This is a genomic window from Streptomyces sp. NPDC056479 (assembly GCF_042795335.1).
Taxonomy (GTDB): Bacteria; Actinomycetota; Actinomycetes; order Streptomycetales; family Streptomycetaceae; genus Streptomyces.
In genome coordinates this window covers 132705-157022 of record NZ_JBHTRZ010000002.1, presented here as the reverse complement: position 1 = coordinate 157022, position 24318 = coordinate 132705, and the positions used below count along the sequence as shown (strand labels likewise).

The 24318-nt window shown below is 68.9% G+C and carries 20 protein-coding genes and 3 pseudogenes; 9 read left to right on the top strand and 14 right to left on the bottom strand.

Annotated features, from left to right (window positions below; all coding sequences use genetic code 11):
* Positions 1 to 22: 22 nt before the first annotated feature.
* From ACFQ6S_RS07070 to ACFQ6S_RS07050, 5 genes are all read right to left on the bottom strand, one after another.
* On the bottom strand, positions 23 to 157 hold the full coding sequence (locus ACFQ6S_RS07070) for a hypothetical protein (RefSeq protein WP_383404626.1): 135 nt from the start codon (positions 155 to 157) through the stop codon (positions 23 to 25).
* Between the two features lie 72 nt (positions 158 to 229).
* Positions 230 to 454: a hypothetical protein gene (locus ACFQ6S_RS07065; RefSeq protein ID WP_383404624.1), complete on the bottom strand. Its 225-nt coding sequence runs from the start codon at positions 452 to 454 to the stop codon at positions 230 to 232.
* Positions 451 to 846, bottom strand: coding sequence for a hypothetical protein (locus tag ACFQ6S_RS07060; RefSeq protein ID WP_383404622.1), 396 nt, complete (start codon positions 844 to 846; stop codon positions 451 to 453). The genes ACFQ6S_RS07065 and ACFQ6S_RS07060 overlap by 4 nt, the downstream gene beginning before the upstream one ends.
* Before the next feature lie 170 nt (positions 847 to 1016).
* Positions 1017 to 1709 carry an iron dependent repressor, metal binding and dimerization domain protein gene (locus ACFQ6S_RS07055; protein WP_383404620.1) on the bottom strand — a complete coding sequence of 231 codons (693 nt, stop codon included), beginning with the start codon at positions 1707 to 1709 and terminating at the stop codon, positions 1017 to 1019.
* An 8-nt stretch (positions 1710 to 1717) separates the two neighbouring features.
* The gene (locus ACFQ6S_RS07050; RefSeq protein WP_383404618.1) at positions 1718 to 2257 is read right to left on the bottom strand and encodes a YbhB/YbcL family Raf kinase inhibitor-like protein; all 540 of its coding nucleotides are present in this window, start codon (positions 2255 to 2257) and stop codon (positions 1718 to 1720) included.
* A gap of 162 nt (positions 2258 to 2419) precedes the next feature.
* Here ACFQ6S_RS07050 and ACFQ6S_RS07045 point away from each other — a divergent pair, with 162 nt between their 5' ends.
* The 4 genes from ACFQ6S_RS07045 (at position 2420) to ACFQ6S_RS07030 (ending at position 4834) form a co-directional block, all read left to right on the top strand.
* Positions 2420 to 3094, top strand: a complete 675-nt coding sequence (locus tag ACFQ6S_RS07045; RefSeq protein ID WP_383404616.1) for a GntR family transcriptional regulator — start codon at positions 2420 to 2422, stop codon at positions 3092 to 3094.
* Positions 3095 to 3418: 324 nt separating this feature from the next.
* Positions 3419 to 3688 (top strand): helix-turn-helix domain-containing protein, encoded by a 270-nt coding sequence (locus tag ACFQ6S_RS07040; protein ID WP_383404615.1) that lies wholly within the window; start codon positions 3419 to 3421, stop codon positions 3686 to 3688.
* Positions 3689 to 3751: 63 nt separating this feature from the next.
* Positions 3752 to 3910: a hypothetical protein gene (locus tag ACFQ6S_RS07035; RefSeq protein WP_383404613.1), complete on the top strand. Its 159-nt coding sequence runs from the start codon at positions 3752 to 3754 to the stop codon at positions 3908 to 3910.
* 57 nt (positions 3911 to 3967) lie between these two features.
* Complete coding sequence (locus tag ACFQ6S_RS07030) at positions 3968 to 4834, top strand: GNAT family N-acetyltransferase (protein ID WP_383404611.1); 867 nt, start codon at positions 3968 to 3970, stop codon at positions 4832 to 4834.
* A 187-nt stretch (positions 4835 to 5021) separates the two neighbouring features.
* On the opposite strand, the gene ACFQ6S_RS07025 is transcribed toward ACFQ6S_RS07030, so the two are convergent.
* Entirely contained in the window at positions 5022 to 7223 is a 2202-nt protein-coding gene (locus ACFQ6S_RS07025) for a SpoIIE family protein phosphatase (protein ID WP_383404609.1), read from the bottom strand.
* Positions 7224 to 7356: 133 nt separating this feature from the next.
* Between ACFQ6S_RS07025 and ACFQ6S_RS07020 the strand changes: the two genes are divergently transcribed.
* Positions 7357 to 7662, top strand: coding sequence for an HIT family protein (locus tag ACFQ6S_RS07020; RefSeq protein ID WP_383404607.1), 306 nt, complete (start codon positions 7357 to 7359; stop codon positions 7660 to 7662).
* On the opposite strand, the gene ACFQ6S_RS07015 is transcribed toward ACFQ6S_RS07020, so the two are convergent.
* The 4 genes from ACFQ6S_RS07015 to ACFQ6S_RS07000 all read right to left on the bottom strand — a co-directional run bounded on the left by ACFQ6S_RS07015 (position 7659) and on the right by ACFQ6S_RS07000 (position 14170).
* Positions 7659 to 10145, bottom strand: a complete 2487-nt coding sequence (locus tag ACFQ6S_RS07015) for an FtsX-like permease family protein (protein WP_383404606.1) — start codon at positions 10143 to 10145, stop codon at positions 7659 to 7661. The genes ACFQ6S_RS07020 and ACFQ6S_RS07015 overlap by 4 nt on opposite strands.
* A complete protein-coding gene (locus ACFQ6S_RS07010; protein ID WP_383404605.1) occupies positions 10142 to 10957 on the bottom strand; it encodes an ABC transporter ATP-binding protein in 816 nt (271 codons plus the stop codon). The genes ACFQ6S_RS07015 and ACFQ6S_RS07010 overlap by 4 nt, the downstream gene beginning before the upstream one ends.
* A 229-nt stretch (positions 10958 to 11186) precedes the next feature.
* Positions 11187 to 13070 (bottom strand): LamG-like jellyroll fold domain-containing protein, encoded by a 1884-nt coding sequence (locus ACFQ6S_RS07005; protein ID WP_383404603.1) that lies wholly within the window; start codon positions 13068 to 13070, stop codon positions 11187 to 11189.
* A gap of 206 nt (positions 13071 to 13276) precedes the next feature.
* Entirely contained in the window at positions 13277 to 14170 is an 894-nt protein-coding gene (locus ACFQ6S_RS07000) for a S1 family peptidase (protein WP_383404601.1), read from the bottom strand.
* A gap of 176 nt (positions 14171 to 14346) precedes the next feature.
* Here ACFQ6S_RS07000 and ACFQ6S_RS06995 point away from each other — a divergent pair.
* A pseudogene (locus tag ACFQ6S_RS06995) lies at positions 14347 to 15021 on the top strand (GntR family transcriptional regulator).
* Positions 15022 to 15649: 628 nt separating this feature from the next.
* The gene (locus ACFQ6S_RS06990; protein ID WP_383404599.1) at positions 15650 to 19921 is read left to right on the top strand and encodes a discoidin domain-containing protein; all 4272 of its coding nucleotides are present in this window, start codon (positions 15650 to 15652) and stop codon (positions 19919 to 19921) included.
* Positions 19922 to 20059: 138 nt separating this feature from the next.
* Here ACFQ6S_RS06990 and ACFQ6S_RS06985 read toward each other — a convergent pair whose 3' ends face one another.
* Both ACFQ6S_RS06985 and ACFQ6S_RS06980 read right to left on the bottom strand, forming a co-directional pair.
* Complete coding sequence (locus tag ACFQ6S_RS06985) at positions 20060 to 20857, bottom strand: hypothetical protein (RefSeq protein ID WP_383404597.1); 798 nt, start codon at positions 20855 to 20857, stop codon at positions 20060 to 20062.
* Positions 20858 to 20970: 113 nt separating this feature from the next.
* A pseudogene (locus ACFQ6S_RS06980) lies at positions 20971 to 21051 on the bottom strand (IS5/IS1182 family transposase); the annotation flags it as partial.
* A 196-nt stretch (positions 21052 to 21247) separates the two neighbouring features.
* Here ACFQ6S_RS06980 and ACFQ6S_RS06975 point away from each other — a divergent pair.
* Positions 21248 to 21574, top strand: a complete 327-nt coding sequence (locus tag ACFQ6S_RS06975; protein WP_383404595.1) for a hypothetical protein — start codon at positions 21248 to 21250, stop codon at positions 21572 to 21574.
* An 11-nt stretch (positions 21575 to 21585) separates the two neighbouring features.
* Here ACFQ6S_RS06975 and ACFQ6S_RS06970 read toward each other — a convergent pair whose 3' ends face one another.
* A complete protein-coding gene (locus ACFQ6S_RS06970; RefSeq protein WP_383406554.1) occupies positions 21586 to 21894 on the bottom strand; it encodes a hypothetical protein in 309 nt (102 codons plus the stop codon).
* A gap of 251 nt (positions 21895 to 22145) precedes the next feature.
* A pseudogene (locus tag ACFQ6S_RS06965) lies at positions 22146 to 22821 on the bottom strand (IS701 family transposase); the annotation flags it as partial.
* Positions 22822 to 22976: 155 nt separating this feature from the next.
* Here ACFQ6S_RS06965 and ACFQ6S_RS06960 point away from each other — a divergent pair.
* Positions 22977 to 23468: an SRPBCC domain-containing protein gene (locus ACFQ6S_RS06960; RefSeq protein WP_383404593.1), complete on the top strand. Its 492-nt coding sequence runs from the start codon at positions 22977 to 22979 to the stop codon at positions 23466 to 23468.
* Positions 23469 to 24318: the final 850 nt, after the last annotated feature.

Below are 24318 nucleotides of genomic sequence, written 5' to 3'. Positions count from 1 at the left end.
ACCAGCACAGTCGCAACGGCCCTCAGACGACGTCGAATTCGTTGCCCTCGGGGTCCCGCATGGCGGCGGCGTAGAGCCCCGTGTCCGGCTCGTCCTTCATCCGCAGCACGGTCTCGGATCGGAGCAGTCGGATCGTCAGCTGCACTGTCATCTCCATGCTCGGAGCATCCCAGGCAGGTCTGACAGACGATCCACTTCCGCACAGGCCCTTAGTGGCCTCGATCGGGGGTCACACCTGTGGTGGTCCGATGACGAACTGACCGATCTGCTCTGCCAGCCAGGAGGCGTGCCGCTCCTCGGACCCGTCGCGATTTGCGCGGAGCACGTGGACGAGCACGGTGTGGTCGTCGGAGCGCTCGTCGAGGCCTTGGGTGCGGCAGTTGAACAGCAGGGAAACCCGGGCGTTGTTGGCTTCGCGGTAGATGCCACGGTCCGGTACGTCAGGCCAGATCAAGCTGGACCACCAGATCTCCCCGATGTTCGGGCCCACCAAGCGGCGAACTCCTCCTCGACGCTGCCAACGCGCCGGTATTCCATCGATGCCCAGAGCGGCAGGTGCCAGGAGAGAAAGCCCGGATCACTGGAAAGCTCGGGCGCGTGGACACCACCGTGCAGACCCGTCGGGTCAGAAGGATCCCGTGCCCACTCCTCGACATCCTCTTTCCGGAACCAGGCATCCGGCAGCGCCTCGCGTATCCGCAACACCTCCGGAACGGTGCACAGCTCGACGTCCACTGACACATCCGCGTACTGCTGGTCACCCACTGCCATAAGCTGACGCGCCACGCGCAGAGCCGTTACCGGATCGGTGGTGCGGAAGACCGGATACGCGATGGGGTTGGACATGCGGGCACCTTGCCACAAGCGATACTGGACGAAGATTCATTTTCCTTCCCGGTTCGGCCCTCCCGCGCCATCGGACCCGCCGCCGTGTTCCGCCGTGCCTGCTGAACCGGCCCGCTGTGCTCGCGTGAGGTCGTGTTCGCAAGCGCAGCCCCCCGAGGGGCCGGTCCAGCTCAGGACTCGGTAACGAAGACGTGCGCGGCGCTCTGCGTGAGGAGTTCGGCGGTCCTGCCACCGCCCTTGACTCTCACTCCGCGGGGTGTCGACGTCACGCTCACGACCGCTCCGGGCCTCACCCCGGCGTGCCGCAGGGCGTGCATCAGCTGTGGGTCGGTCTGAACCGGCTCGCCGATACACCGTACGAGCGCCCTCGCGCCGTTCGGCCCGGGCTCCAGGTCGCTGAGGCGGACCATGCGCTCGTCGGGGAGCGGATCCGCGGTGTTCTTCTCGCCGAGCTCCTCCAGGCCCGGGATCGGGTTGCCGTAGGGCGACTGTGTCGGGTGGCGTAGGAGCTCTAGGAGGCGTCGTTCGACGGCCTCGCTCATCACGTGCTCCCAGCGGCAGGCTTCGGCGTGGACCAGTTCCCACTCCAGCCCGATCACGTCGGCGAGCAGGCATTCGGCGAGCCGGTGCTTGCGCATCACGCGCGTGGCGAGCTGCCGGCCCTCCTGCGTCAGCTCCAGGTGCCGATCGCCCGCGACATGCACCAGGCCGTCGCGCTCCATGCGGGCGACGGTCTGGCTGACGGTGGGGCCGCTCTGGTCCAGGCGCTCGGCGATGCGGGCGCGCAGGGGGAGTACACCCTCCTCCTCGAGCTCCAGGATGGTGCGGAGATACATCTCCGTGGTGTCGATGAGTCGGGACATCGTGCTCGTCAGGCGAGGATCTCGGCGGTGGCGGTCAGGACCGCGCGGCCGAGGATGTGGCCTGCCATGGTGAAGCCGAGCACGGCAGGGGTGGCGTCGTCCGCCACGCCGATGGACTCGATGTCGAGGGCGTGCACGACGACGAGGTAGCGGTGCGGGCCGTGCCCGGCGGGCGGGGCGGCGCCGATGAAGCGGGCCGCGCGGGCGTCATTGGGCAGCTGGAAAGCGCCCTCCGGCAGGCCCGACCCGGTGTCGTCGCCCGCGCCCTCGGGCAGCTCGGTGACGCCGGCGGGGATGTCGGCGACCGCCCAGTGCCAGAACCCGGACCCGGTGGGAGCGTCGGGGTCGTAGACGGTGACTGCGTAGCTCTTGGTGCCTTCGGGGGCGCCGCTCCAGGAGAGCTGCGGGGACACGTCCTTCCCGCCGGGGACGCCGAAGATGCCGGAGAACTGCCCGGGGGACCAGGCGGCGCCGTCGGTGACCGTGGTGCTGGTGACGGTGAAGGAGGCCGCCTCGGGGAGGCGGGCGAAGGGGTCATTGGCGTACATCGTGTCGTTCCTTTCAGGTGAGTTGGCGGTGGTGTGGCCGGCGGAAGGGTCGGCAGCCGTGCGTAGAGGGACCGCTGTCGCCTGCCGCCAACCGAGCGCCAGCCGATGGATCGACGATAACACTAATAATCGATTATTGAAGCGATCGTCTATGCTTCAGGTATGACGCAGACGGCCCCCACCTCGGCTTCGCCGGGGAAACAGATGCTCTCGGAGCAGGTCTACGCACACTTGCGGGACGCGATCATGCGCGGCGACTACGCCCCCGGTGACGCCCTCAAACCGCAGGACCTCGCCAGGGAACAGGGCGTGAGCCTGGCCGTTGTACGCGAAGCGCTCGTGCGGGTCGTCGGCGAGGGCCTCGCCGACCGTCTGCCCAACCGCGGCTTCGCCGTCCCGGCCTTCTCCGACCGCCGCTGGCAGGAGATCGCGGAGGCCCGCCGGACCATCGAACCGGTCGTGCTGCGCATGTCCATCGAGCGCGGCGATGTCGACTGGGAGGCCCGCGTACGAGCCGCCCACCACCGTCTGACCCGCACTCCGGCGTACGTGCCGCAGGAGGGCGAGTACTACAGCAGCGCATGGTCCGAGGCCCACCGGATCTTCCACCGCACGCTGCTGGAGGGCTGCGGCAACCCCGTCCTGCTGCAGACCTTCGACCGCATGTGGACCGCGAGCGAACTGGCCCGCCGCTGGTCGGCGCATCGCCACCCCGACCGGGACGGCGTCGGCGAACACGGCCGGCTGGAGGAGGCGGCGCTGGCCCGCGACGCCGACACCGCGGCCGAGGTCCTGACCCAGCACCTCACCATGACCGCGGCCGCACTGACCGACTGAGCGTGCGCCGCCCACCAACCCACGAAGCACGGCGAAGAACGGGCCGCGGGGTGGGTTCGCGTCAACCGTCAACCCGCTGCGGCGGTGGTTCCCCTGGTGACGAGATGAGGCGCGACGACGTCTTCCCCGGTCGGGCGGATTGGGGGACCTGTGCGCATCGACGAAGTCGAGTGGCCGCGCTAGACGGCCGAGACCGCACTGACGAGACCGAGGCCGTGCTCCGGGGCGAGGGTGCCCGTCAGTTCGTTACTGACTTCGGTACTGCGAGGTGGTTGGCTGGTTTGTACGGCCGACTGACGGTCATTTGCGCAGTACGTCGTTGGTATGCGCTTTGTGGATGGGGGCGGGCTGACGGCGAAGGGCCGTCGTCACGGCGAGGCGGTGCGGCGGAAGGCTGCCGGGTTGTTCGCCGAAGGGGTCGTCCCGCCAGAGGTCGCCCGCCAGTTGCGGGTCAGTTCGAAGGCGGCCTACCAGTGGCAGCCGGCTTGGCGGGAGGCGGGGCCAAGGCCCTGGCCTCCCGGGGCGCGAGCGGGCAGCGCTGCAAGCTGTCGCCTCAGTCTCGGGAGAAGCTGGCCGACTCCATGCGCTGGCTGACGGTGCTCACCCGGCCCGCCTACGCGCCCGCAGCTGGACGCGGTCGAGTACCCATGGGCCCACGTGAAACACAGCCTCGCGAACCTCGCCCGCGTTGCCCTCGACCGGCTCGCCGCGCTCGTGCGCAACCGACTCAAGCGCCTCCAGTACCGCCCCGACGCCCTAGACGGCTTCCTCGCCGGGACCGGACTCGGCATCGACAACCCGCCACCATCACCCTGAAGCGCCTGGTCAGTTAATCGGTTGCACGCCACCGGGACGGAGTGTCTGATCCCGGCTATGACGATTGTGCTGAGGACGCCGACGGCCGACGGAATGCGCGAGGCCATTGTGACGCTGCGGGAGTGGCAGCACGACGAAGCGCCGATGCAGCTGCATCCCGGGGACATCGGCTGGAACTACCGGTTCGGAACGGCCGAGACGGCCGCGGCGGTCCGGACCTGGAGCCGGGACGGACGGATCCTCGCCGTCGGGATGCTGGATTCGCCCACCCTGGTGCGGATGGCGGTCGCTCCCGACGCTTTCCAGAACGAGGACTTGGCGCGTCGGCTCGTCGAGGACTTCTCGCAGCCCGAGCGCGGCGTGCTGCCGGAAGGAGCGGTGTCCATCGAGGCGCCGCAGGGCCTGCTGCTCCACGAACTGTTGACCAAGGAGGGCTGGGGTGTCGACGACCCGTGGACGCCGCTCTTCCGCGACCTCACCGAAGCGGTCGAGGACCCCGGCGTGCGGATCAAGGAGATCGGCCTGGAGCAGGCACAGGACTTCGCCGACGTCCTGCGGTCCGCGTTCAACCCCACGAGGCCCACACGCGAGTACCGGCACAAGATGTCCGCGGCACCGTTCTACGCCGACGCCCGCTGCCTGGGTGCTTACGACGACCAGGGCAACCCCGCGGCGGTGGTGACGGTCTGGTCGGCCGGCCCGGGGAAGCCGGGACTGGTCGAGCCGATGGGCGTCCACACGGAGCACCGCGGCCGCGGCTACGGCCGGGCGATCACCGTCGCCGGGGCGGCCGCACTGCGGGAGATGGGCTCGTCGAGCGTGCGCGTGTGCACGCCGAGCTCCAACGTCGGCGGCGTCGCCACATACAAGGCGGCCGGGTTCGCGGCGAGGCCGGAGATCGCCGACCGGATCCGGAAGGCCTGACGTCGGGTCCTCCGGACCGTCTCACCATGCCTGGCACCTCGTACGGCGACCATGCGCCAGAACCTCGCACGGCAGCCGTACGAGGCTCTGCTCTCGGCTCGATCGGACATCCACCGCTCCAACTCCGACTGCGCAAGAGACCGCCAGTCGGCCGTACAAACCAGCCATCCACCTCGAAGCGTCGAAGTCAGTGGCTGTGTGTGCGCTCGGTCGCGGCCGTGGACTGGATACGGGTGAGCCTGGTCACGAACACGGTGGCGTCGTCTGCCGAGTTGGAGGGGCGTACCGCCATGAGCGCGTCGCAGACCTCGTCCAGGGGCGTCTCGGTGTTGTGAACGGCCCGGCGGAGCATGGCGATCCCCTGGTCGAGGTCAAGGAGCGTGCTGCGGTCTTCGATCACGCCGTCGGTGTACAGGACGAGCAGGCTTCCGGACGGGACGACGCAGTGGACGTTTTCGTACACGTGGGCAAGACCCATGCCAACGGGCGGCCCGGGGTCGACCGCCAGTATGTCCGTCGACCCGTCGGGGCGGACCAGCAACGGCGGTGGGTGACCGGCCAGCGCGATCCGCAGATCTCCGGTTGCCCCGTCATAGAGAGCGCAGACGCAAGTGGCAGGCGGGTCGTTGTCGGCGTCGTCGTTCAGTGCGTCCAGGCGGGTGAGGAGTTGACCGGGTTCCAGTCCCACGGCCAGCAGAGCTCGGGCAGAGGAGCGGTATCGGCCCATGGCCGCTGCCGAACCCAGTCCGTGTCCCATGACGTCACCGACGGTCAGTCCGATACGTCCACCGGGGAGTTGCACGGCGTCGTACCAGTCGCCCCCGGCCAGAGTCCCGTCCTGGGCGGGGAGATAGCGGTGTGCAGACCTTGCCCAGGGGATGTCGGGCAGGCGTGCGGGCAGCAGATGGCGTTGCAGGGCCAGTGCGGCGAGTCTTTCCCGCCGGTAGAGCAGGGCGTTGTCGATTGCCATGGCGGCGCGAGCGGCGATGTCCCGCGTGGTGAGCACGTCGTCGGCGTCGAAGCCGCCAGGCCTGGAGAAGGTGATCGCCCCCAGCACATGTCCGGCGGCCAGCAGGGGCAGAGCGATTGCGTGGTGCTGCTCTTCGTGGGCTCCATCCATGCGGAACGAGACAGCGTCGGCCGAGCGGACGCACTCACTGACAGGGATCGATGCCGTGCGGGGCTGAGGCAAGTCCCGTCCCGGATGCGTGAGTCCGCTGTCTGTGGCGGAGGCGCTCAACGGGTGGACTCGTGGTCTGGCAGACGTGTGCGGGCAGTCCACGCTGTGCTGCTTGCCCGCGGTGCACATCGGTGCGTCCGGGACCCGCTGCACTGCGCTTTCCAGGAGGTCGACGTTGACGGTCCGGGCGAACGCCGGGGTGCAGACCGCTGAAAGCCTGGCGGCGACGCTCGCCACGTCCAGCCCCTGGCTGAGGCCGGCACTGATCCGGCTGAGCAGTTCCAGGCGTCGCTGATTGCGCGCGGTGTCCAGCAGCTCTGCCCTCGTGTTCCCCAGGTCGTGCACGACGCCGGCCTGACCCACGATGCGGCCGTCGGCGTCTCGGAGAGGGAAGAGGGTTCCCATCGCCGCGTACGGGGTGCCGTCGGGTCCGATCGCGGCCACGTGCAGATTGTCGATCGTTTCGCCGCCGTCGGTCACACGTCGCAGCATGTGCTCGTACGCCTGTGGATCGGGGAGGTCGAGGACGTCCAGGATGCAGCGGCCCAGGTGTGCGGGGACAGGCAGGCCATTGAGACGTGCGAGGGCGTCGTTGATGAATCGGTAGCGCAGGTCCTTGTCAAGGACGGCCAGGCCGATCGGTGACGAGTGCAGGAGAAGCTCGGCTGCCGCGGGGTCGCACCAGTCGATCTGCTGTGCGCCGTGGCCGGCCACGGCGACCAGGCCTGTACCAGCAGCGAGCGATACCGGCACGGCATGCCACCGGATGCTGCGGCTGGTGCCGTCGAAACAGCGCAACCAATCCGTGCGGACACCACCGCCGGCTCGGGCCAGCTGATCGATGAGCACTCGTCCCTGGCTGGTATGGCCATCCGCGAGTACGGACAGGTCGCAACCGACGATCTCGGAGGCCGGGTGGCCGGTCAGGGTCTGCGCCCCGGAACTCCACAGGCTGATGCGGCCCGCCGGGTCGATGAGAGCAATGGCCATGCCATCGTCAAGGGCCGGCGTTGCGGGGTCGTGCACCGGTCCGGCAGACGGCCGTTGCGGATCATGCGACATGCGCACCGCCATCATCCACCGTGTGGCATCCTCCCGGCACAGCACGCTCCCCTCATGCGCCGAAGGCCCCTCCCCGGCCCTGCTCGGCGCCCCCAGCAGGTTATGCGTCTCCCCTCCGATTCTCCCGAGTGAGGCCGCAAGCGCCACTCGGAGGAGTGGTGCGCTCTTGTGACCAGCCGTCGCATCGCTCACCGCCGCCTCAGCGAGGAAACGAGTCGCACGCGGACCTCAGGCTCTGCTGTCGTGGGGGGGGGTTCCCAACACACAAGGAGCAAGAGCTGTGGCCATAGGTGAGTGCATCTTCTGCGCCATTGTGAAAGGCCAGGCCGAAGCCAGCATCGTCTACGAAGACGACGCGGTCGCAGCGTTCATGGATCTGCAACCGGTCACGCCTGGTCATGTGCTCGTCGTCCCCAAGGCGCACGCGGTAGGACTCGAGGACCTTGACGAGACCCTGGGCTGCCACATGTGGGCGGCGGCTCACCGCCTCGCACGCGCGCTACGTCGCTCAGACCTGCGACTCACCTCACAGCGACACCGACCTCAACAGCCATCCTCAGCCCCACCCGGAGAAGCGAGGTCCTAGCGTCGGAGCGCTGCTCTGGCAGGCAGGGTCACTGCGAGAAGGCCCAGTCCCACCGCGCCCCCGGCGAACGCCGCGTACACCAGCGGAGGGACGTACGGGTCCTCACCGGTGAGGCCACGCATCATCGGGATCAGCGTCGCGGCGGCGATTGCCGTGCCGAGGACGATGCCGGCGAGTGCCACCAGGAGGCCTTCCCAGCGCAGCATCCGCATCACCTGACGCCGGGTGGATCCGACGAGGCGGAGCATGCCGAGCTCGCGGCGGCGGTCGAGGACGGTCATCCCAAGGGTGTTGGCGGCGGCGACGGCGGCGAAGCCGCCGAGGACGGCGGCCATCGTGTAGTTGGCCCAGGCGTTGAGCTCGCGGTCGGTGTTCTGCTCGACGGCATAGCCGGAGGCATTGGTGACCTGGCCGAGCGGAGAGAGCACCTTCGCGTCTCCGCCCCGTACCAGCAGCACGCTGTCGAAGCCCGAGGTGACGTGGGGCGCGAGGGAGGCGCGGTCCATGGTCACGATCGCGAGGCCGAGCCCGCGGCCGTACACGGCCACGACTTCGGGGCTGGTCCTGGTGCCGTCCGGAAGGTACATCGGCAGCTTGTCGCCCACCTCGGCCTTCGCCGACGTGGCGAGCGTCTTGTCGATGGCGATCCGTCCGCTGCCGATGCGGTCCAGGCTGCCGCTGCGTACGTCGAGGTCCTGCACCTTCGCGAGCTGCTTGCCGGAGCCGGAGATGCCCTGCGTCGTCGAGCCTTGCAGCCACCGGTCGCCGCCGGAGCCGACGGGCACCAGCACCTGCGTTTCGAGCAGACCCACGGCCGTATCGACGCCGGGCGCGCGGGCGGCCAGTGCGGTGGCGTCGGCGGGCAGCCCGGCCGGGTCCGTGACCACGTGGTCCGCGGTGACGCCTGCGCGCAGCTGCTCTGCGGCGACGTGGCTCTCGCTCGTGTGCATGAAGACAAGGGTCGAGGCGAAGGCCATGGCCAGCACGATCGGGGTGATCGCGGAGGCCAGCCGACGGGCGTTCGTACGGGAGTTGGCGGCCGCGAGCGAGGCCGAGGCGCCGCCGCCGCGCAGCGCGAGCCCGAACAGCGCCGCGCACAGCCGCGCCACCAGCGGACCGAGCAGCGCCACGGCGAGCATGAAGAGCATGACGACGCCGAGAGCCGCGTTGGCGGCGTCGTCCCCGGCCGTACGGGCGGCGACGACGGTGAGGAACCCGCCGCCGACAAGGGCGCTGAGACCTAGCAGAAGTCGGATCACGCCCGGCCGTAGCCGCTCCACCGACGCCTCGGTGAGGGCCTGCCCCGGCTTGATCTTCGCGGGCCGGCGCCCGGCCGCCCAGCCGGCGGCGAGCGCGGTCAGCAGCCCGGCGCCGACGGCGACGACGAGTGGGATCCATGAGACGTGCAGCTCCACGGCATCCGGGATGGCCCCGCGGTCCTTCAACTGTCCGAACCACCAGTGCGCGAGCCCGATGCCGGGCAGGCAGCCGGCCAGCCCGGCGAGCGGCGCGACGAGCAGAGCCTCGGCGGCGACCGCGCGACGGATCTGCCGCGGGGTGGCGCCGACGGCACGCAACAGCGCGAACTCCCGGGCGCGCTGGGCGACGGACAGCGCGACCGTACCGGAAGCTGTGAAGACGGCGACCACCGCGGCGATCCCGCCGAAGGAGCCGCCGAGTCCGGTCAGCATCTCCTGGGCGTACCCGAGCCCGCGGTCCTCGACGCCGCCGCGCTCTTCGCCCGTGCGCACCTGGGCGCCGGATCCGGCGAGCGCCTTCTTCACGCCGTCGGCGAGGGGGCCGGCGTCGGCCCTGTCCTTGGACAGCACGGCGATGGCGTCGGCCTTGCCGGGATGCCCGGCGAGCGCGGGGGAGTGGGCGTCGGCGAACCAGGCGGTGGCTCCCTCGGCCACGTCACCGGATCCGGGCTGTGCCAGCCCGGAAACGCGGAAGTCGGCGCGCCCGGTGACGGTTTCGAGGGCGACGGTGTCGCCAACTCCGGCCTTCGCGGCCCGCGCAGCGGCGGCGTCGAGCACGACCTCGCCGGTACGGGGCGCGACCCCGGAGTTGAGCGCGGCACCGGTGAAGACGTGCGATCCCCAGCCGTGGCCCGTCAGGGCATGGTCCCCCTGGCGCACCGGGAACATGAAGTCCGGCACCGCCGCCTCGACGCCGGGCACTCGCGCCGCCTTGTCCGCCAGCGAGGCGTCCACGCGTGCCGTGTCCGGCAGCAGCTCCGCCGACTCGGACCGGCCGTCTCCGCTGCCCGTGACGAGGCGGGCGTACTGGTCCGCCGCCGCGACGACCGGCGCCTTCGCGTACCGCTCCGGCGGCACCGAGGCGCGGACGCCCGTCTCCAGGAGGATGCCGCAGGCGGAGACGATGAACGCCGCCATCATCAGCGCGACGAACGTACCCGCGAACGAGGCGGGTTTGCAGCGCACGGCCGCGCGGGCGAGGCCGTTGGGGGCGAAGCTCCTCACGCCGCGGCACCCACCATCGGGCCCGTACGGGAGGTGAGGGCGGTCATCCGGGCCGCGATCTGCTCCGCCGAGCCGCGGTCGAGGCCGCCGGCGAAGACGCCGTCCGCGAGGAACAGCACGCGGTCGGCCCAGGCCGCCGCGACCGGGTCGTGGGTGACCATGACGACGGTGGCCCCGAGAGTGTCCACCGCCTGCCGGAGCAGGCCGAGGACCCCGGCGGCGGTACCGGTGTCCAAGGCCCCGGTGGGCTCGTCGGCGAAGATCACGTCCGGGCTGGTGACCAGGGCGCGGGCGATGGCGACGCGCTGCTGCTGGCCGCCGGAGAGCTCGCCGGGACGGCATCGCGCCTTGTCGGCGAGCCCGACCTGAGCGAGTACCGCGGCCGCCCGGCGGCGATCCCGGCGCTGCCCTGCGAGGCGCATCGGGAGCAGCACGTTCTGTTCCACGGTGAGGGAGGGCAGGAGGTTGAAGGCCTGGAAGACGAAGCCGAGGCGGCTGCGGCGGAGCTCGGTGAGCCGGTTCTCGCGCATGCCCGTGATCTCCGTACCGCCCAGGCGCACGGATCCGGCCGACGGCCGGTCGAGGCCGGCGGCACACTGAAGGAACGTGGACTTGCCGGACCCGGACGGTCCCATGACGGCGGTGAACGTACCGCGTGGCAGGGCGAGGTCGATGCCCGCGAGCGCGTGCACGGCGCCGCCGCCGCGGCCGTACTGCCGCCGGACGCCGCGCAGCTCGACGGCGAGACCGGGCGTACCCTGCGCCTCCGGCCGGTCGTCCGTCTCCTGCCGCTTGCCCTTGCGCAGCCTCATGGTCCGCCCTCTCGCGATCTATTCGAGCCGATAACTCGAAGTTACGGATCACGGTCATCGCGGACCATGGTGGCTGCTGGCGAGTCCTGGGTGGGGATATCCCCAGGTCCGAAGGAAACGGACCGGGCCCATCCGCACCACTCAGATGTCCAGCCGTGGGCGTCTCACCGCAGTGGCCGGATGAGTGACGCCCACGGCTCCCGCCGTCACGTATTCGTGCGCTCGCCACTCACTCGAAGGGCGTCAGGAAGTCGCGCGTGGACAGCGCCCGGTTCACGATGCGGGTGTCGCCGATCCACCCGTAGAAGCCCTGCCCGAACTTCTCGTCGAACTGGGTGGCGCCGATGACGAAGGGCTTGCCGAGCGTGGTGATGCCGGTCGACGGCTGCGCAGGATTGCGGGCGATCTTCGAGCCGTCGACGTACATCACCGTGCGTCGGCCGTCGTTGACGAGGGCGATGTGCATCCAGCGGCCGACCGGCACGGCGTGGCTCCAGGACGTCGGGTCGGCGTCCTGTGCGTAGGGGTAGACGACGAACTGGAGAAACCTCTCCGGAGACAGATTGAGGCTGCAGGTGGGCTCCAGCGGGGACCAGCCCGTGGTCTTGCCGGCGTCGCCGTTGCGGCCCTCCCAGCTCAGGATGCCCATCCAGCTGTGATCGCCCTCGAAGGGCTCGGGCAGCATGATGTGCGTCTCGATGGTGTAACCTCGGGTGAACTTCGCGCTGTTGACGGGAGCGCTCGAGGCGGTCGTGAGGATGGCGCCGCGGTCCGGGCTCTTTCCGCCGTCGAAGTGGAGGCTGGCGTGCGCCGGCTGGCCCGGGTGGTGGTCGGCGGACCAGGTGAGGGCGTCCGGTCCGCTCGCGTTCAGCCGACTCACCGTCAGATCGTTGCCGTTGCCCGTGAGGTCGCGTACGAGCGCTCCGTCAGCCACGGGAGCACCCGGGGCGCCCGCGGCACTCGTCCCGGACGCGTCGAAGCGCCAGTACGCGACCGTGCCGCGCGGCATGACGGCGGACGCGGGACGCGGCTTCGGCGCGGGGACCGGCGCGAAACCCTTGAAACGCTCGTCGAAGTCGACGCTGAGGCTGAACCGGTCGGCGGGGCCCGTCAGTTCGATCGTCTCGGCCTCAAGCGGCGAACGCTGCTCGGGGTCACGGGCGAGGAACCACGGTGAGAACGTCTCGACGTCGATGACCCCACGCACCACGTCGAAGCCATAGAGGCGGATCATCCCGGCGCCGCCGTAGTAGCGGTCCTGGTAGTTCGTGATGTGGACGTGGACATCGTTGTCAGCGTCGTTGGTCAGAACGGTGCGCCCGGGCGGCCAGTAGTGCCCGCCCAGCGCGAGGAAGATCTGGTCGTTGCCGCGGATGAGACCGTCCCACAGCCGCTTGCCGTTGTCCGACAGCTGCGCCGCTCCCTCGTCGTCCGACCAGGCGAGGTCATGCGTCGTGAGCACGGCCGGCAGAGTGGGATGCGCGTCGAGTACGCCCTGCGCCCACCGCAGGCCCTTGTCCGACACCCGCCAGTCGAGGGCGAGCACCAGCCACTCCCGGTCCGCCGCGCGGAGCACGTGGTAGCTGTTGTAGCCGTCGGGGGAGGCACCGCGGAAGGTCGGCATCGACGCGTAGCGCCCGGGGCCGAACGCCGCGAGGTAGGCGGAGTCGCCGCGCTGGTCGTCCGTGGACGAGCGGATGTCGTGGTTCCCCGCCAGGACGCTGTACGGCACCTTGCCGTGGATGCCCCTGAAGGTGTCGGCGGCGAGCGCGATCTCCTCCTCGGTGCCGTGCTCCGTGACATCACCGAGGTGCGTCATGAAGGCGATGTTCGCCTCCTCCCGCTCGGTGACGAGGTAGCGGAACGTGGCACGCAGCGGCGCCGGATCGGAGCTGTCGGCATCGAAGAGATACTGAGTGTCGGGAAGCACGGCCAGCGCGAACCGCGGACTCTCGGCGTCGAACCTGGACCGACCGCTGCCTACGGTCACCGAGTCGGCCTGCGCCGGACCCGCGCCGGCCGCCGTGACCACCGTGCCGGCCGCGGGTATCGCCACCGCGGCCTGCAAGAGTGCCCGTCTGTCCAGCCTGTGTCGGTGCTCTGGTGTGCTCATCTGCCCTCCACCTCACGAACGTTGCGTGGGAGGCACAGTGCTGAGCGGTCGTGGCCACGTGATGGCAACAGCCCGAACGGCGGACCCACAAAGGGCGAATGCCCGCTCGTGAGGCCGCCGGGGCGGCTGCTTCGCCGCCGACGTCACGCGGGCGCGAGAGGTGCCGTTCGTCAGTCCGGTGGAAGCGGAGGGCGTGTCGCGTGTCGTCAGTACACGGACAGGCCGTAGGCGCTCAGCACTTCCTGAATCGGCTGGTAGTAAGTGGTCCCTCCCGTGGCGCAGTTGCCGGACCCGCCCGAGAGGATGCCGATGACCTTGTCGCCGGCGTAGAGCGGGCCTCCGCTGTCACCGGGCTCGGCGCAGATGTTGGTCTGGATCAGCCCGTAGACGATGTCACCGCCGCCGTAGTTCACGGACGCGTTCAAGGCGGTGACCACACCGCACCGGACTCCGGTCGTCGCGCCCCGGGTGCAGACCCGTTGGCCGACGTAGGCGGACGCGGTCCCACTCACGTCGACTGTCCCGATGGTGCCGGGATGCGGCACGGCCGGATTGGCGTAACGGACGACCCCGAAGTCGTTGCCGGGAAAGCTGCTGCCCGTGGTGGGTCCGACGGCCGTGTCCATGGCGGCGCTGGTGTACCAGGTGGGCAGGTCCGAGGTGCAGTGTCCGGCGGTGACGAAGTAGTACGTGGACCCGCTCTGCACATTGACGCCCGCCGTGCAGCGCCGACCGGCGGCGTGGATGCCGTCGCCCCCGGACACGAGCGTGCGCAGCCGGCCGTCGAGCCGCTCGATGACGACGGCACCGGCGAACCGGCCGACGGCGTGGCGAAGTCGGACAAGCTCGGTGTCCGTGACCGTCGAGTCGGCAAGGACTCGCAACTTCCCGCTGTGCTTGTCCACGGCCCATGCCGTCCCGTCGATCCCCAGTGATGCGACGGTCGACGTCAGGCCGGACACCGAGGATGGCGTGGTCGGCGCGGCAGCGGGCGCAGCTGCCGCGCTGGTGCCGGACAGCGTGAGGGCGGCCACTCCGAGCAAACTCAGTACATAGGCGATCAGTTGTGGACGCCTGGTGGTGGTACGGCGTGCTGTCATCCCGAATCTCCCCGAGGACGGACCGTCAGTTTCGGGCACGCCCTACTGGTCACCGAGCGTGCCGGCCGTGCATGCCGTGGTGCTGGTGTCGTGCGGGATTCGAAGGCGAGCCCGGGTCCCGTCATGACCTCGCCCGCGACGCCGGGCGGAGGCGAAGCAGCGCTCATTGTGCCCGGGTGCGTCTGGCGGGGGTAGGGCGTGTTCAGTCGCGGCGGGGGGGGGGCGTCTACGAGCAGATCAAGGCCATGGTCATGGCCCATGAGATCGCTCCCGACGCCCGCGTGGGCATCGAGGCGCTGTCGCGTGCACTCGGTGTCTCGCCCACACCCGTCCGTGAAGCGCTGGCCAGGCGGAGTCCGACGGACTCGTGGTGAAGAGATCGCTGTCCGGCTACCGCGCGACCGAGTTGCTGACCCGCGCAGGCCTCGAGGAGTTCTTGGCGATGCGGCAACTCCTGGAACCCAGAGCGGCGGCGCTCGCCGCCGCCGACGCCACCGAGGAGCAACTCGACAGCATCGAGCGGCTGGTGGAGGAGATGCAGACTCATCCGTGGCCGACGGGGCGGTACGCGGACTACCGCGACTTCGCTGCGCTCGATCAGCGCTTTCACGACGCGATCGCGGTGGCACTCGCAACGTCCGCTGCTCGGCGACGTGGTGGAACGGCACCACTCCCACCTCCATGTCCTTCGACTCAGAAGCGTCAGGAACGCCGACGACCCGACGCCGGCGGAACACGCACGTGTCGTACGCGCGAAACTGCGCCGCAAGCCCGAACGCGCCGCCGAAGCCATGGCCGAGCACTTCACGCGCAGCCTTCAACGCCAGCCGGGCCAGGACCCGAAGCCTTGACCGGCGTCGCGGGGGTCCGGCACTTACCGCGCCGGCGCTCAGTACGTCTGGCAGCCCGGTAGACGACGTCGTCGCACCGGGGGAGGGGAGCGCCGGAAGCCCGGTTGTCCGGGTCCGCCCAGGTGAAGCCGCATCCCCCGGGGCGGACAACCGGTCGCCCGTCGAGGAGTAGAACACGGAACGTAGAGCGCAAGAATTTGCGCACCTTGCGTTCGCTTGCGTTTCGTGAGCGCAAGTCCCCGCAAACCCGTGGGCCAGAGCATGGCGGATCGTGCAAAGCCCGTCCCGTGTCTGCTCCTTGCTCACTCTGGCCGGCATTCGACCCATGCGCCGCCATCACCCCTGGGTCATGGGTGCTTCTGGTGAAAATTGTGCCCTCTCGGTTGTAGACCACCTCTCACTGCTCTGCAATATTTTGATGAAACCTCGCAAAATCCTGCCGTCCATCTCGCTCTCAGGATCACGCACCTCTGTCAGGCCGGCCCCACCACCCCCACAGCACCGCATCGCCGCCTCACTGCCTTCCCCGCACCGCTCTGATCGTGTCGCACCTTTCTGCACCACTCGTCAGGAACGAGCCGTCCTCGCCGCCCCCTTTCGGTGTGCGACCGCGTAGGAAGTGACCCGCATGACTCGACACCAACCGAGATCCTCACGACGGCGCGCAGCGACCACGGTGCTCGCCTTGGCCGTGATGGTTCTGGGACTGCCCGCCGTCAGCACGTACGCGGCCGGCGCCGCCAACGCTGCCTCCGACGCAGCGACCACGGCGGGCAGCTCCCGCGGTGGACACCAGGCGGCCTACGTCACCGACGGTGACACCGACACCTACTGGCAGGCCGCGAAGGAGTCGGCCCAGTGGGTGCAGACCGACCTCGGACGGACCAAGCGCGTCCGCCAGGTCGTGCTGCGTCTGCCCGAGCGCTGGCAGACCCGCAAGCAGACGCTGGCGCTCCAGGGCAGCGCCGACGGAAAGACATTCGCCACGCTCAAGTCGTCGGCGCCGTACGTCTTCAGCCCCGCCAACGACAACACGGTGAAGATCTCCCTGCCCGCGACCCTCGCCCGGTACGTACGGGCCGACTTCAGCGCCAACTCGGTCGCCGGCACCGCCCAGCTCGCCGAGATGCGGGTCCTCACCACCGCCGCCGCGACCCCCAACCTCGCCCAGGGCCGGCCATTCAGCGAGAGCGGGCACGCCGACGTCTACCCCGCCGCGAACGCCGGTGACGGCAACCGCAACACTTACTGGGAAAGCACGAACAGCGCCTTCCCGCAGTGGCTCCAGGTCGACCTCGGCTCGTCGGTCAAGGTCAACCAGGTGACATTACGACTGCCCAGCGGCTGGCCCAGCCGTAGCCAGACCCTCAAGGTCCAGGGCTCGACCGACGACCAGAACTTCACCGACCTGACGGCGTCGAAGGCGTACACGTTCGACAGCTCCAACGACCAGTCGACGACCATCAGCTTCGACACGACGACCACGCGGTACGTGCGCGTACTCGTCACCGCCAACACCGGCTGGCCAGCGGGCCAGGTCTCCGAGCTGGAGGTCTACGGACCGGCGACCGGCGACACTCAAGCGCCCACCGCGCCGACCAACCTGAGCTACACCGAGCCGGGCACCGGTCAGATCAAGCTGACCTGGAACGCGGCCACCGATGACACGGCCGTGACCGGCTACGACATCTACGCCGGCGGCCAGTTGCGGGCGAGCGTCGCCGCTAACGTCCTGACCTACACCGACACCCAGCCGAACGACAGCGACATCACGTACTTCGTGCGGGCCAAGGACGCCGCAGGCAACGTCTCCGCCAACAGCAACAGCGTCACCCGCAAGGGATCGAGCGGCGACACACAGGCCCCCACCGCGCCCGGCAACCTCGCCTACACGCAGTCCGGCAGCGACGTGAAGCTCACCTGGCAGGCGTCGAGCGACAACGTCAAGGTTACCGGCTACGACGTCTACGCCAACGGCCAGCTCATCAAGACCGTGGCGGGTGACGTGACGACGTACACGGACGCCCCGGCCGCGTCTGCCACGGTCACCTACCACGTGAAGGCGAAGGACGCCGCCGGAAACGTGTCGGTGGCGAGCAACAGCATGACCCGGCCCGGGTCCGGCACCGGCTCCGACCTTGCCCAGGGCAAGCCCATCGAAGCCTCCTCCCACGCCTTCACCTACGTCGCCGCGAACGCCAACGACGGTCAGATAGGCACCTATTGGGAGAGCGGAGGCGGCGCCTACCCCGCCACCCTCACCACCAAGCTTGGTGCCAACGCCGACCTCAGCCAGGTCGTCGTCAAGCTGAACCCGGACGCCGCCTGGTCCACGCGTACGCAGAACATCCAGGTGCTCGGACGCGACCAGGACGCGACCGCCTTCACCAGCCTGGCCGCGGCCAAGGACTACACCTTCAATCCGGCGAGCAGCAGCACCGTGACCATCCCGGTCTCCGGCGCCGCCGCGGACATCCAGCTCAAGTTCACCTCCAACACCGGCGCCCCGGGCGCGCAGGTCGCCGAGTTGCAAGTGATCGGCACGCCGGCCGCCAACCCGGACCTCAAGGTCACCGGAATCGCCAACTCGCCCGCGGCTCCCGTGGAGTCGGACGCCATCAGCCTGACGGCGACCGTCACCAACAGCGGCAGCAGGGCCTCCAAGGCCACCGACCTGAAGTTCACGCTCGGCGGCACCGCCGCCGCCACGGCCGACGTCCCGGCCCTCGCGGCAGGCGAGTCGAAGACGGTCACCGCGAGCATCGGCACCCGGGACGCGGGCAGCTACCCGGTCGGCGCCGAGGCGGATCCGTCGAACAAGGTCATCGAGCAGAACGAGGCGAACAACACCTTCACCCGTGCCGACGCGCTCGTCGTCAAGCCCGTCTCCAGCTCCGATCTGCTCGCCGCGCCGGTCTCCTGGACCCCGTCCAGCGCCTCGGCCGGTGACGAGGTCAAGTTCACCGTCGCCATCAAGAACCAGGGGACGGTGGACTCAGCCTCCGGCGCCCACGGCGTCACGCTGACGATCCAGGACTCCAAGGGCGCCACCGTCAAGACGCTGACCGGCTCCCACAGCGGCACCATCGCGTCCGGCCAGACGACCGCACCGGTCAGCCTCGGCTCCTGGACGGCCGCCAACGGCAAGTACACCGTCAAGACGGTCATCGCCGACGACGCCAACGAACTGCCGGTCAAGCGGGCCAACAACACCACCACGCAACCCCTGTTCGTCGGCCGCGGCGCGGACATGCCGTACGACATGTACGAGGCCGAGGACGGCACGGTCGGCGGTGGCGCCAAGGTCGTCGGCCCGAACCGCACTATCGGCGACGTCGCCGGCGAGGCCAGCGGCCGCAAGGCGGTGACCCTCGGCGGGACCGGACAGTACGTCGAGTGGACCACCCGCGCGGCCACCAACACCCTGGTGACCCGCTTCTCCATCCCGGACGGCACCAACACCACGCTCAATGTCTACGTCGACGGCCAATTCCTCAAGCCGATCGACCTCACCTCCAAGTACGCCTGGCTGTACGGCAACGAGACCGCCCCCGGCAACTCGCCGGGCTCCGGCGCCCCGCGCCACATCTACGACGAGGCCAGCCTGCTGCTCGGCAAGACCGTCCCGGCAGGCTCCAGGATCCGGCTGCAGAAGGACGCGGCCAACATCTCCACCTACGCCATCGACTTCATCAACACCGAACGGGCGACAGCGAACCCGAACCCGGACCCGGCCGCCTACACGGTCCCGGCCGGCTTCTCCCACCAGGATGTGCAGAACGCGCTCGACAAGGTCCGCATGGACACCACGGGCAAGCTCGTCGGCGTCTACCTGCCCGCCGGTGACTATGAGACCTCCAGCAAGTTCCAGGTCTATGGCAAGGCGGTCAAGGTCGTCGGAGCCGGACCGTGGTTCACCCGCTTCCACGCCCCCGCCTCGCAGGAGAACACCGACGTGGGCTTCCGGGCCGAGGCCAGCGCCAAGGACTCGACGTTCGCCGGCTTCACCTACTTCGGCAACTACACGTCCCGGATCGACGGTCCGGGCAAGGTGTTCGACTTCTCCAACGTCTCCGACATCACCATCGACGACATCTGGGTCGAGCACATGGTGTGCCTCTACTGGGGCGCCAACACCGACAACATGACCATCAAGAACTCCCGCATCCGTGACATGTTCGCCGACGGACTCAACATGACGAACGGCTCCACGGACAACCATGTGGTCAACAACGACGCCCGGGCCACAGGGGACGACAGCTTCGCGCTCTTCTCGGCGATCGACGCGGGCGGCGCCGACGAGAAGAACAACCTCTACGAGAACCTGACGTCGACGCTCACCTGGCGTGCGGCCGGTATCGCCGTCTACGGCGGCTACAACAACACCTTCCGCAACATCCGCGTCGCCGACACCCTGGTCTACTCCGGCATCACGATCTCCTCGCTGGACTTCGGCTACCCGATGAACGGCTTCGGGACCGATCCGACGACGATCGAGAACGTCTCCCTGGAACGGACGGGCGGCCACTTCTGGGGCTCGCAGGTGTTCCCGGCCATCTGGGCGTTCTCCGCGTCGAAGGTCTTCCAGGGCATCCGGGTCAGCGACGTCGACATCGACGACTCCACCTACGGAGGCGTGATGTTCCAGACCAACTACGTCGGCGGCCAGCCCCAGTTCCCGGTGAAGGACACGATCTTCACGGACATCTCCATCACCAACTCCAAGAAGAGCGGGGACGCGTTCGACGCGAAGTCCGGGTTCGGCATCTGGGCCAACGAGTTGCCCGAGCCCGGTCAGGGCCCCGCCGTCGGTGAGGCCGTCTTCCGCAACCTGCGGATGAGTGGCAACGCCGAGGACATCCGGAACAGGACGACCACCTTCAAGATCAACGTCGAGTAGCTCCCGCCGACACCACCCTGAGCGGGGCCGCCTCCATGCGAGGGCGGCCCCGCATCATCTTGCTGTCCGCACGACGGCCACCGGAGGGCGGGGAGCCGGGGTGAGCCGCAACCATGGGCAGCGGGGAGGGAGCGTCGTTCATCCCTGTTGACCTCTCTTGGCGGTGGCCCCTGGATCAGCGGTATCAGAGATCGCCGGGACAGTGTCTTGCTGCGTCGTCGCTGGGACAGTGCCTTGCTGCAACGCCCGCCGTTCCACACCCCAACGCCGACAGGCCAGGACAAAGCCAACTCCCGCTATCAAAGCGGGAACGGCCAACTCCACTGCCAGTGAAGCCACCCAGTCAGGGTTCATCTGCCACGTCTCGCCGCTGGCGTACTGGCAGGTCGCCTGAGGTGGAAAGAAGCTGTACTCCAGCGTCTTTGGCGGATGGAATCCCCAATCTGCTCCCGCAGAGCAGACTGAAGACGGTCCCGTGAACAGCTGCCATCCGGCCAAGGCATAAAACAAGAGGAACCCAGAGCCGGTCACGAAGAAGGCTGCCGCCGTACGGCGCAACTTCGCGACCCTGGACATGGGCACCACCTGATTGCTGCCAAGGCGCGGTTCGAAACACTCCGCGACAAGCGCGGCGAACAGGCAGACAACCAGGACCAACAAGCTGCCCCAGAGCAACACGCTAAGCACTCCCGAACCCCCGACCGAGGAGACCTCCCCCCGCTCGAACTCACAGATCGTCGCCGGGGGAAACGCCTGATCCCGCACCCGCAGCAGCCTGCCCGGCCCCTCAACCAGCCCGTGACTGCACTGCTCGTCAAATTCGAGCATGCCGAACAGGGCCAGCCCCGAGCCAACCACCACCGCCCCGAACGAGATCCCGGCTGCGGCCCATAGGCCGCCCGTCCGGTAGCCGCCATACGCATGCACATTTGACATTCGCGCACATTAACCGACGGCAACACCGTGGCTGGCGGGATCGACCCAATGAACCTTGGCTGCCCCGGAGTCGGCGTCGCTGCGAGAAGCACCGCCCGGATTCCGTCTCGCCGAGACAGCGGACGACACTTGCCGTCCGCACTCAGGTGCAGCTTGGTGATCAGTCCACCGCGGGAGCGGCCGAGGGCCTCGCCCGCCGCACCGAAGGCTGCCCCTACGTCCGACAAATCCGCAGGCGGGGCGAACTCGTTCGCGACCTCGTTCGATATCGTGGCACGATGTACGGCATGACGACGAACCGAAAGGTCCATGCCGCCTAGACGGCCAGGACATATCCGGGCCGGCAATCCCTGCCTCCGGACTCCCGTAGCAAGGCCGGACATCGATGGCTTGTCCCCGCGTGCACTGTCCGAGATCTTCCGTCTCGAACAGACCCGCAACTATCTGCAGTCAGGGGACATCAGCGCGGCCGTACGCCTGTGGAAGGACTACGTCCATCGTCCTGAGCGCGAACTGTGGCACGACTACGAGTGGGGCAACGTGCACTGGTACTGCTGCGGTAATCCCCTCGATGCCCGTGCTCTCCTCGATGGTGTGATGCAGGCCCTGTCGCCTCGAACCGCCCGCGAGCTCCGGCGGATCGTCGGCCGGTCTGACGCCGTCTGGAATCAACCGTCACCGCCGTACAACTCGAGCGAAGGTCAGAGAACCGGCTGAGAACCTGGATCTCATGCGTAGTGGCCGTTGCGGGCGCGGGCTTGATGGCGGCGTCGCCGGTGGGACCAGCGGAACCGGTGGGCTGCGTCGTGGACGGACTGGACGGCCGGGCTGGTGAACAGATGCTGGATCTCGTTGCAGGTCAGCGGGATCAGTTCGTCGGGGGTCGGTTGGCGGGCGTGTTCGTGGGCGGCGGTGACGGCGAGAAAGGCGTGCGCGAGCACGGCGAGGGTGACCCACCGGCGCCGGGAGGTCCACCGTCTGACCTGGTGTTCGTCCAGGCCGGCCAGCCCCTTTCCGGATTGGAAGGTTTCTTCCACCCGCCATCTGCTGCCCGCGACCCGCACCAGTGTGGCCAGAGGTGCCGGGCGGGGTGAGTAGCAGCGGTGGAAGGCGAGTTCACCGGTGCGGGCGGTTGCGGCGGACCAACAGTTGGTGGTGTCCCGGCTGTGCTCGGCGAGGTCGGCCAGGGCCTAGTCGTAGAGGCGCAGTCCCTTGGCTCCGGCGCCTGCGGAGCGTTGTTGCCAGGCTCGTGCGGGCAGCTTCCTGGCCGGCATGTCGGCCGGAACTTCCCCGCTCTGGTGAGCGCCTGGTGGTCGCAGGCGACGGCGAGGACGTAGCCCGTCCGGCGGGCTTCGAAGGCCGCGCGCAGGTGGGGGTTGGCACCGTAGACCTCGTCGCCGGTTACCCAGCGCGCACCGACGCCGGCGTCCAGGGAACGCGTGATCATCGCGGTGGCCGGGGCCGGTTTGGTGGCGAACGCCACCTCGTCGGGTATCCCGGCCGCCCGGCCGGCGTCGGTCGGCATCGTCGGTCCATGAGGGCGGGATGTACAACTCCCGATCGATTGCCGCGTGTCCGGCGGCAGTGGCGTAGACGAGATAGACGGCGACTTTGGAGTTCTCGATCCTGCCCGCGGTGCCGGTGTACTGGCGCTGCACGCCGGCCGTGTGGGTGCCCTTCTTCAGATCGCCGGTCTCGTTGACGACCAGAACGGCCTCGGTGTCGCCAAGGTGCTCCACGACGTATTCGCGTACGTCGTCGCGGACTGCCTCAGCGTCCCACTTGGCCCGTGCCAGCAGGTGCTGCAGGCCGTTCGGTGTGGCGTGCCCGGCATGCTCGGCGATGGTCCAGCAGTTCTTCCGCGGCAGGTCGGACAACAGTCCCACAACGAGCGACAGTGCCCGGCGTCGGGGTTCGGTCCGCGTGAAGCGGCCCGCGATCCGGCCCACAAGGGCATCGAACATGTCCCGCCAGCGAGCCAGGTCTACGCTATGGCCGCTGCCAGCTCTTGATCTTCGTATGTCCCTACAGCACGCGATGACCACCAGTGGCCGCACCTCTACTCACACCGCCCTGGCCAGCGAGATCGCGGTCTACGGCTGGGATAATTACGATAAGCATGCTGGTCAATCTCGGCGCTTTCGGTTGGAGGAGGTTCGCGATGACACACGATGGCGGGCTGAGGCTGCATCTGCAGCGTGTCCTCCGCGCACCGCGCTCGGTCGTATTCCGAGCGTTGACCGAGCCGCAGGAACTGGCCAAGTGGTGGGGCCCTGACGGGTTCACCATCCCAAGTGTGGAAAGTGACCTTCGGCCAGGCGGTAGGTATCGGATCGCCATGCGGCCTCCGGAGGGCGATCTGTTCTACCTGGTGGGGGAATTCGTTGAGGCCGACCCTCCGGAACGCCTGTCCTACACCTTCCGGTGGGAGGATCCCGATCCCGAGGACCGGGAGACGGTGGTGACGCTGTCGCTTCGCGATATCGGCGGTACACGGGCCGAGTTGGTCATCAGCCAGGGCGACTTCGCCACTGAGGCGCGCCAAGCTCTTCACGAGGAGGGCTGGACTCAGAGTCTCAACAAGCTGGAGGAGTTGGTGTCGTCGGCCTGAGATCTTTGCCGCGGGGAGGGGCCCTGACGGTGGCCGTACCTGTCTTCGCACCGTCCCTGAATGGTGAAGAGCCGACAGCCAAACCGCGCTTGCGGTCTTCAACCGGTAGTTCAGAAAGGCCTGCGTCCGCTGCTCTCTCTCCTTCGCCCCGATCCCGCCCAACGCGGCGGTCTAGCCGAGATCCGCGACAACCTCGTCGATCGCATTGCTGAGGCAGAACAGGTGGGCTGGCTGGCTGGGCGAGATCGAAGGACTCCATGTCAGCGTGGCCGGCGCTGAGTCCAAGATCAACCGGGGCGTCATCCGTTCCGAGGAAAGCCCCCGGGTTGTCGGCGCAGACCAGAGCCAGCGACCCGAACTTGCTCACGCAGACGACGATCCGAGTGCCGCAGACGGTTGCGTCCCCGGGCACGACGACGCGTCCGTACTCGCTGGAGTCCTGGGTGTCCTGCTCGGCCGTGCAGCGAGCTGCGAAGTCAGCTTCGAGCCGGGCTGCCAGAACACCGAAGTGGACCCCGGTCCCACTGCGGTCGTAGTGCTGCGGCCACTCCAGCCACTCCGCATCATCGAGCTCGCGCAGCCACGCCAACAGATCCGCTTCGCTCTCGCTCATGGCTCACCTTCGCGCAACAGCCATCCGCGGAGCAGCTCGGGGCACCCCCACACTCGCCGTTCCCCGACATCACTCATTCAGGTTCAACAGCGCGCTGCGGCGCCCACGGTGCCCTCAGCGGCAAACGCGCCAGCCGGCCATGCGCCGGCCGCGACGTCCTGTGATCCCTCCTGTGATGCCAGCACCGTGGCATGGATCTTGCTGATCGGATTGATCTGTAGGTCCAATCCAGGGTGC

What these genes read in the sequence shown, in the direction of transcription:
- ACFQ6S_RS07070 (WP_383404626.1), bottom strand. Translation starts at nt 157, where the DNA reads ATGGAGATGACAGTGCAGCTGACGATCCGACTGCTCCGATCCGAGACC.
- ACFQ6S_RS07060 (WP_383404622.1), bottom strand. Translation starts at nt 846, where the DNA reads ATGTCCAACCCCATCGCGTATCCGGTCTTCCGCACCACCGATCCGGTA.
- ACFQ6S_RS07055 (WP_383404620.1), bottom strand. Translation starts at nt 1,709, where the DNA reads ATGTCCCGACTCATCGACACCACGGAGATGTATCTCCGCACCATCCTG.
- ACFQ6S_RS07050 (WP_383404618.1), bottom strand. Translation starts at nt 2,257, where the DNA reads ATGTACGCCAATGACCCCTTCGCCCGCCTCCCCGAGGCGGCCTCCTTC.
- ACFQ6S_RS07045 (WP_383404616.1), top strand. Translation starts at nt 2,420, where the DNA reads ATGACGCAGACGGCCCCCACCTCGGCTTCGCCGGGGAAACAGATGCTC.
- ACFQ6S_RS07040 (WP_383404615.1), top strand. Translation starts at nt 3,419, where the DNA reads ATGCGCTTTGTGGATGGGGGCGGGCTGACGGCGAAGGGCCGTCGTCAC.
- ACFQ6S_RS07030 (WP_383404611.1), top strand. Translation starts at nt 3,968, where the DNA reads ATGACGATTGTGCTGAGGACGCCGACGGCCGACGGAATGCGCGAGGCC.
- ACFQ6S_RS07010 (WP_383404605.1), bottom strand. Translation starts at nt 10,957, where the DNA reads ATGAGGCTGCGCAAGGGCAAGCGGCAGGAGACGGACGACCGGCCGGAG.
- ACFQ6S_RS07005 (WP_383404603.1), bottom strand. Translation starts at nt 13,070, where the DNA reads ATGAGCACACCAGAGCACCGACACAGGCTGGACAGACGGGCACTCTTG.
- ACFQ6S_RS07000 (WP_383404601.1), bottom strand. Translation starts at nt 14,170, where the DNA reads ATGACAGCACGCCGTACCACCACCAGGCGTCCACAACTGATCGCCTAT.
- ACFQ6S_RS06990 (WP_383404599.1), top strand. Translation starts at nt 15,650, where the DNA reads ATGACTCGACACCAACCGAGATCCTCACGACGGCGCGCAGCGACCACG.
- ACFQ6S_RS06985 (WP_383404597.1), bottom strand. Translation starts at nt 20,857, where the DNA reads ATGTCAAATGTGCATGCGTATGGCGGCTACCGGACGGGCGGCCTATGG.
- ACFQ6S_RS06960 (WP_383404593.1), top strand. Translation starts at nt 22,977, where the DNA reads ATGCTGGTCAATCTCGGCGCTTTCGGTTGGAGGAGGTTCGCGATGACA.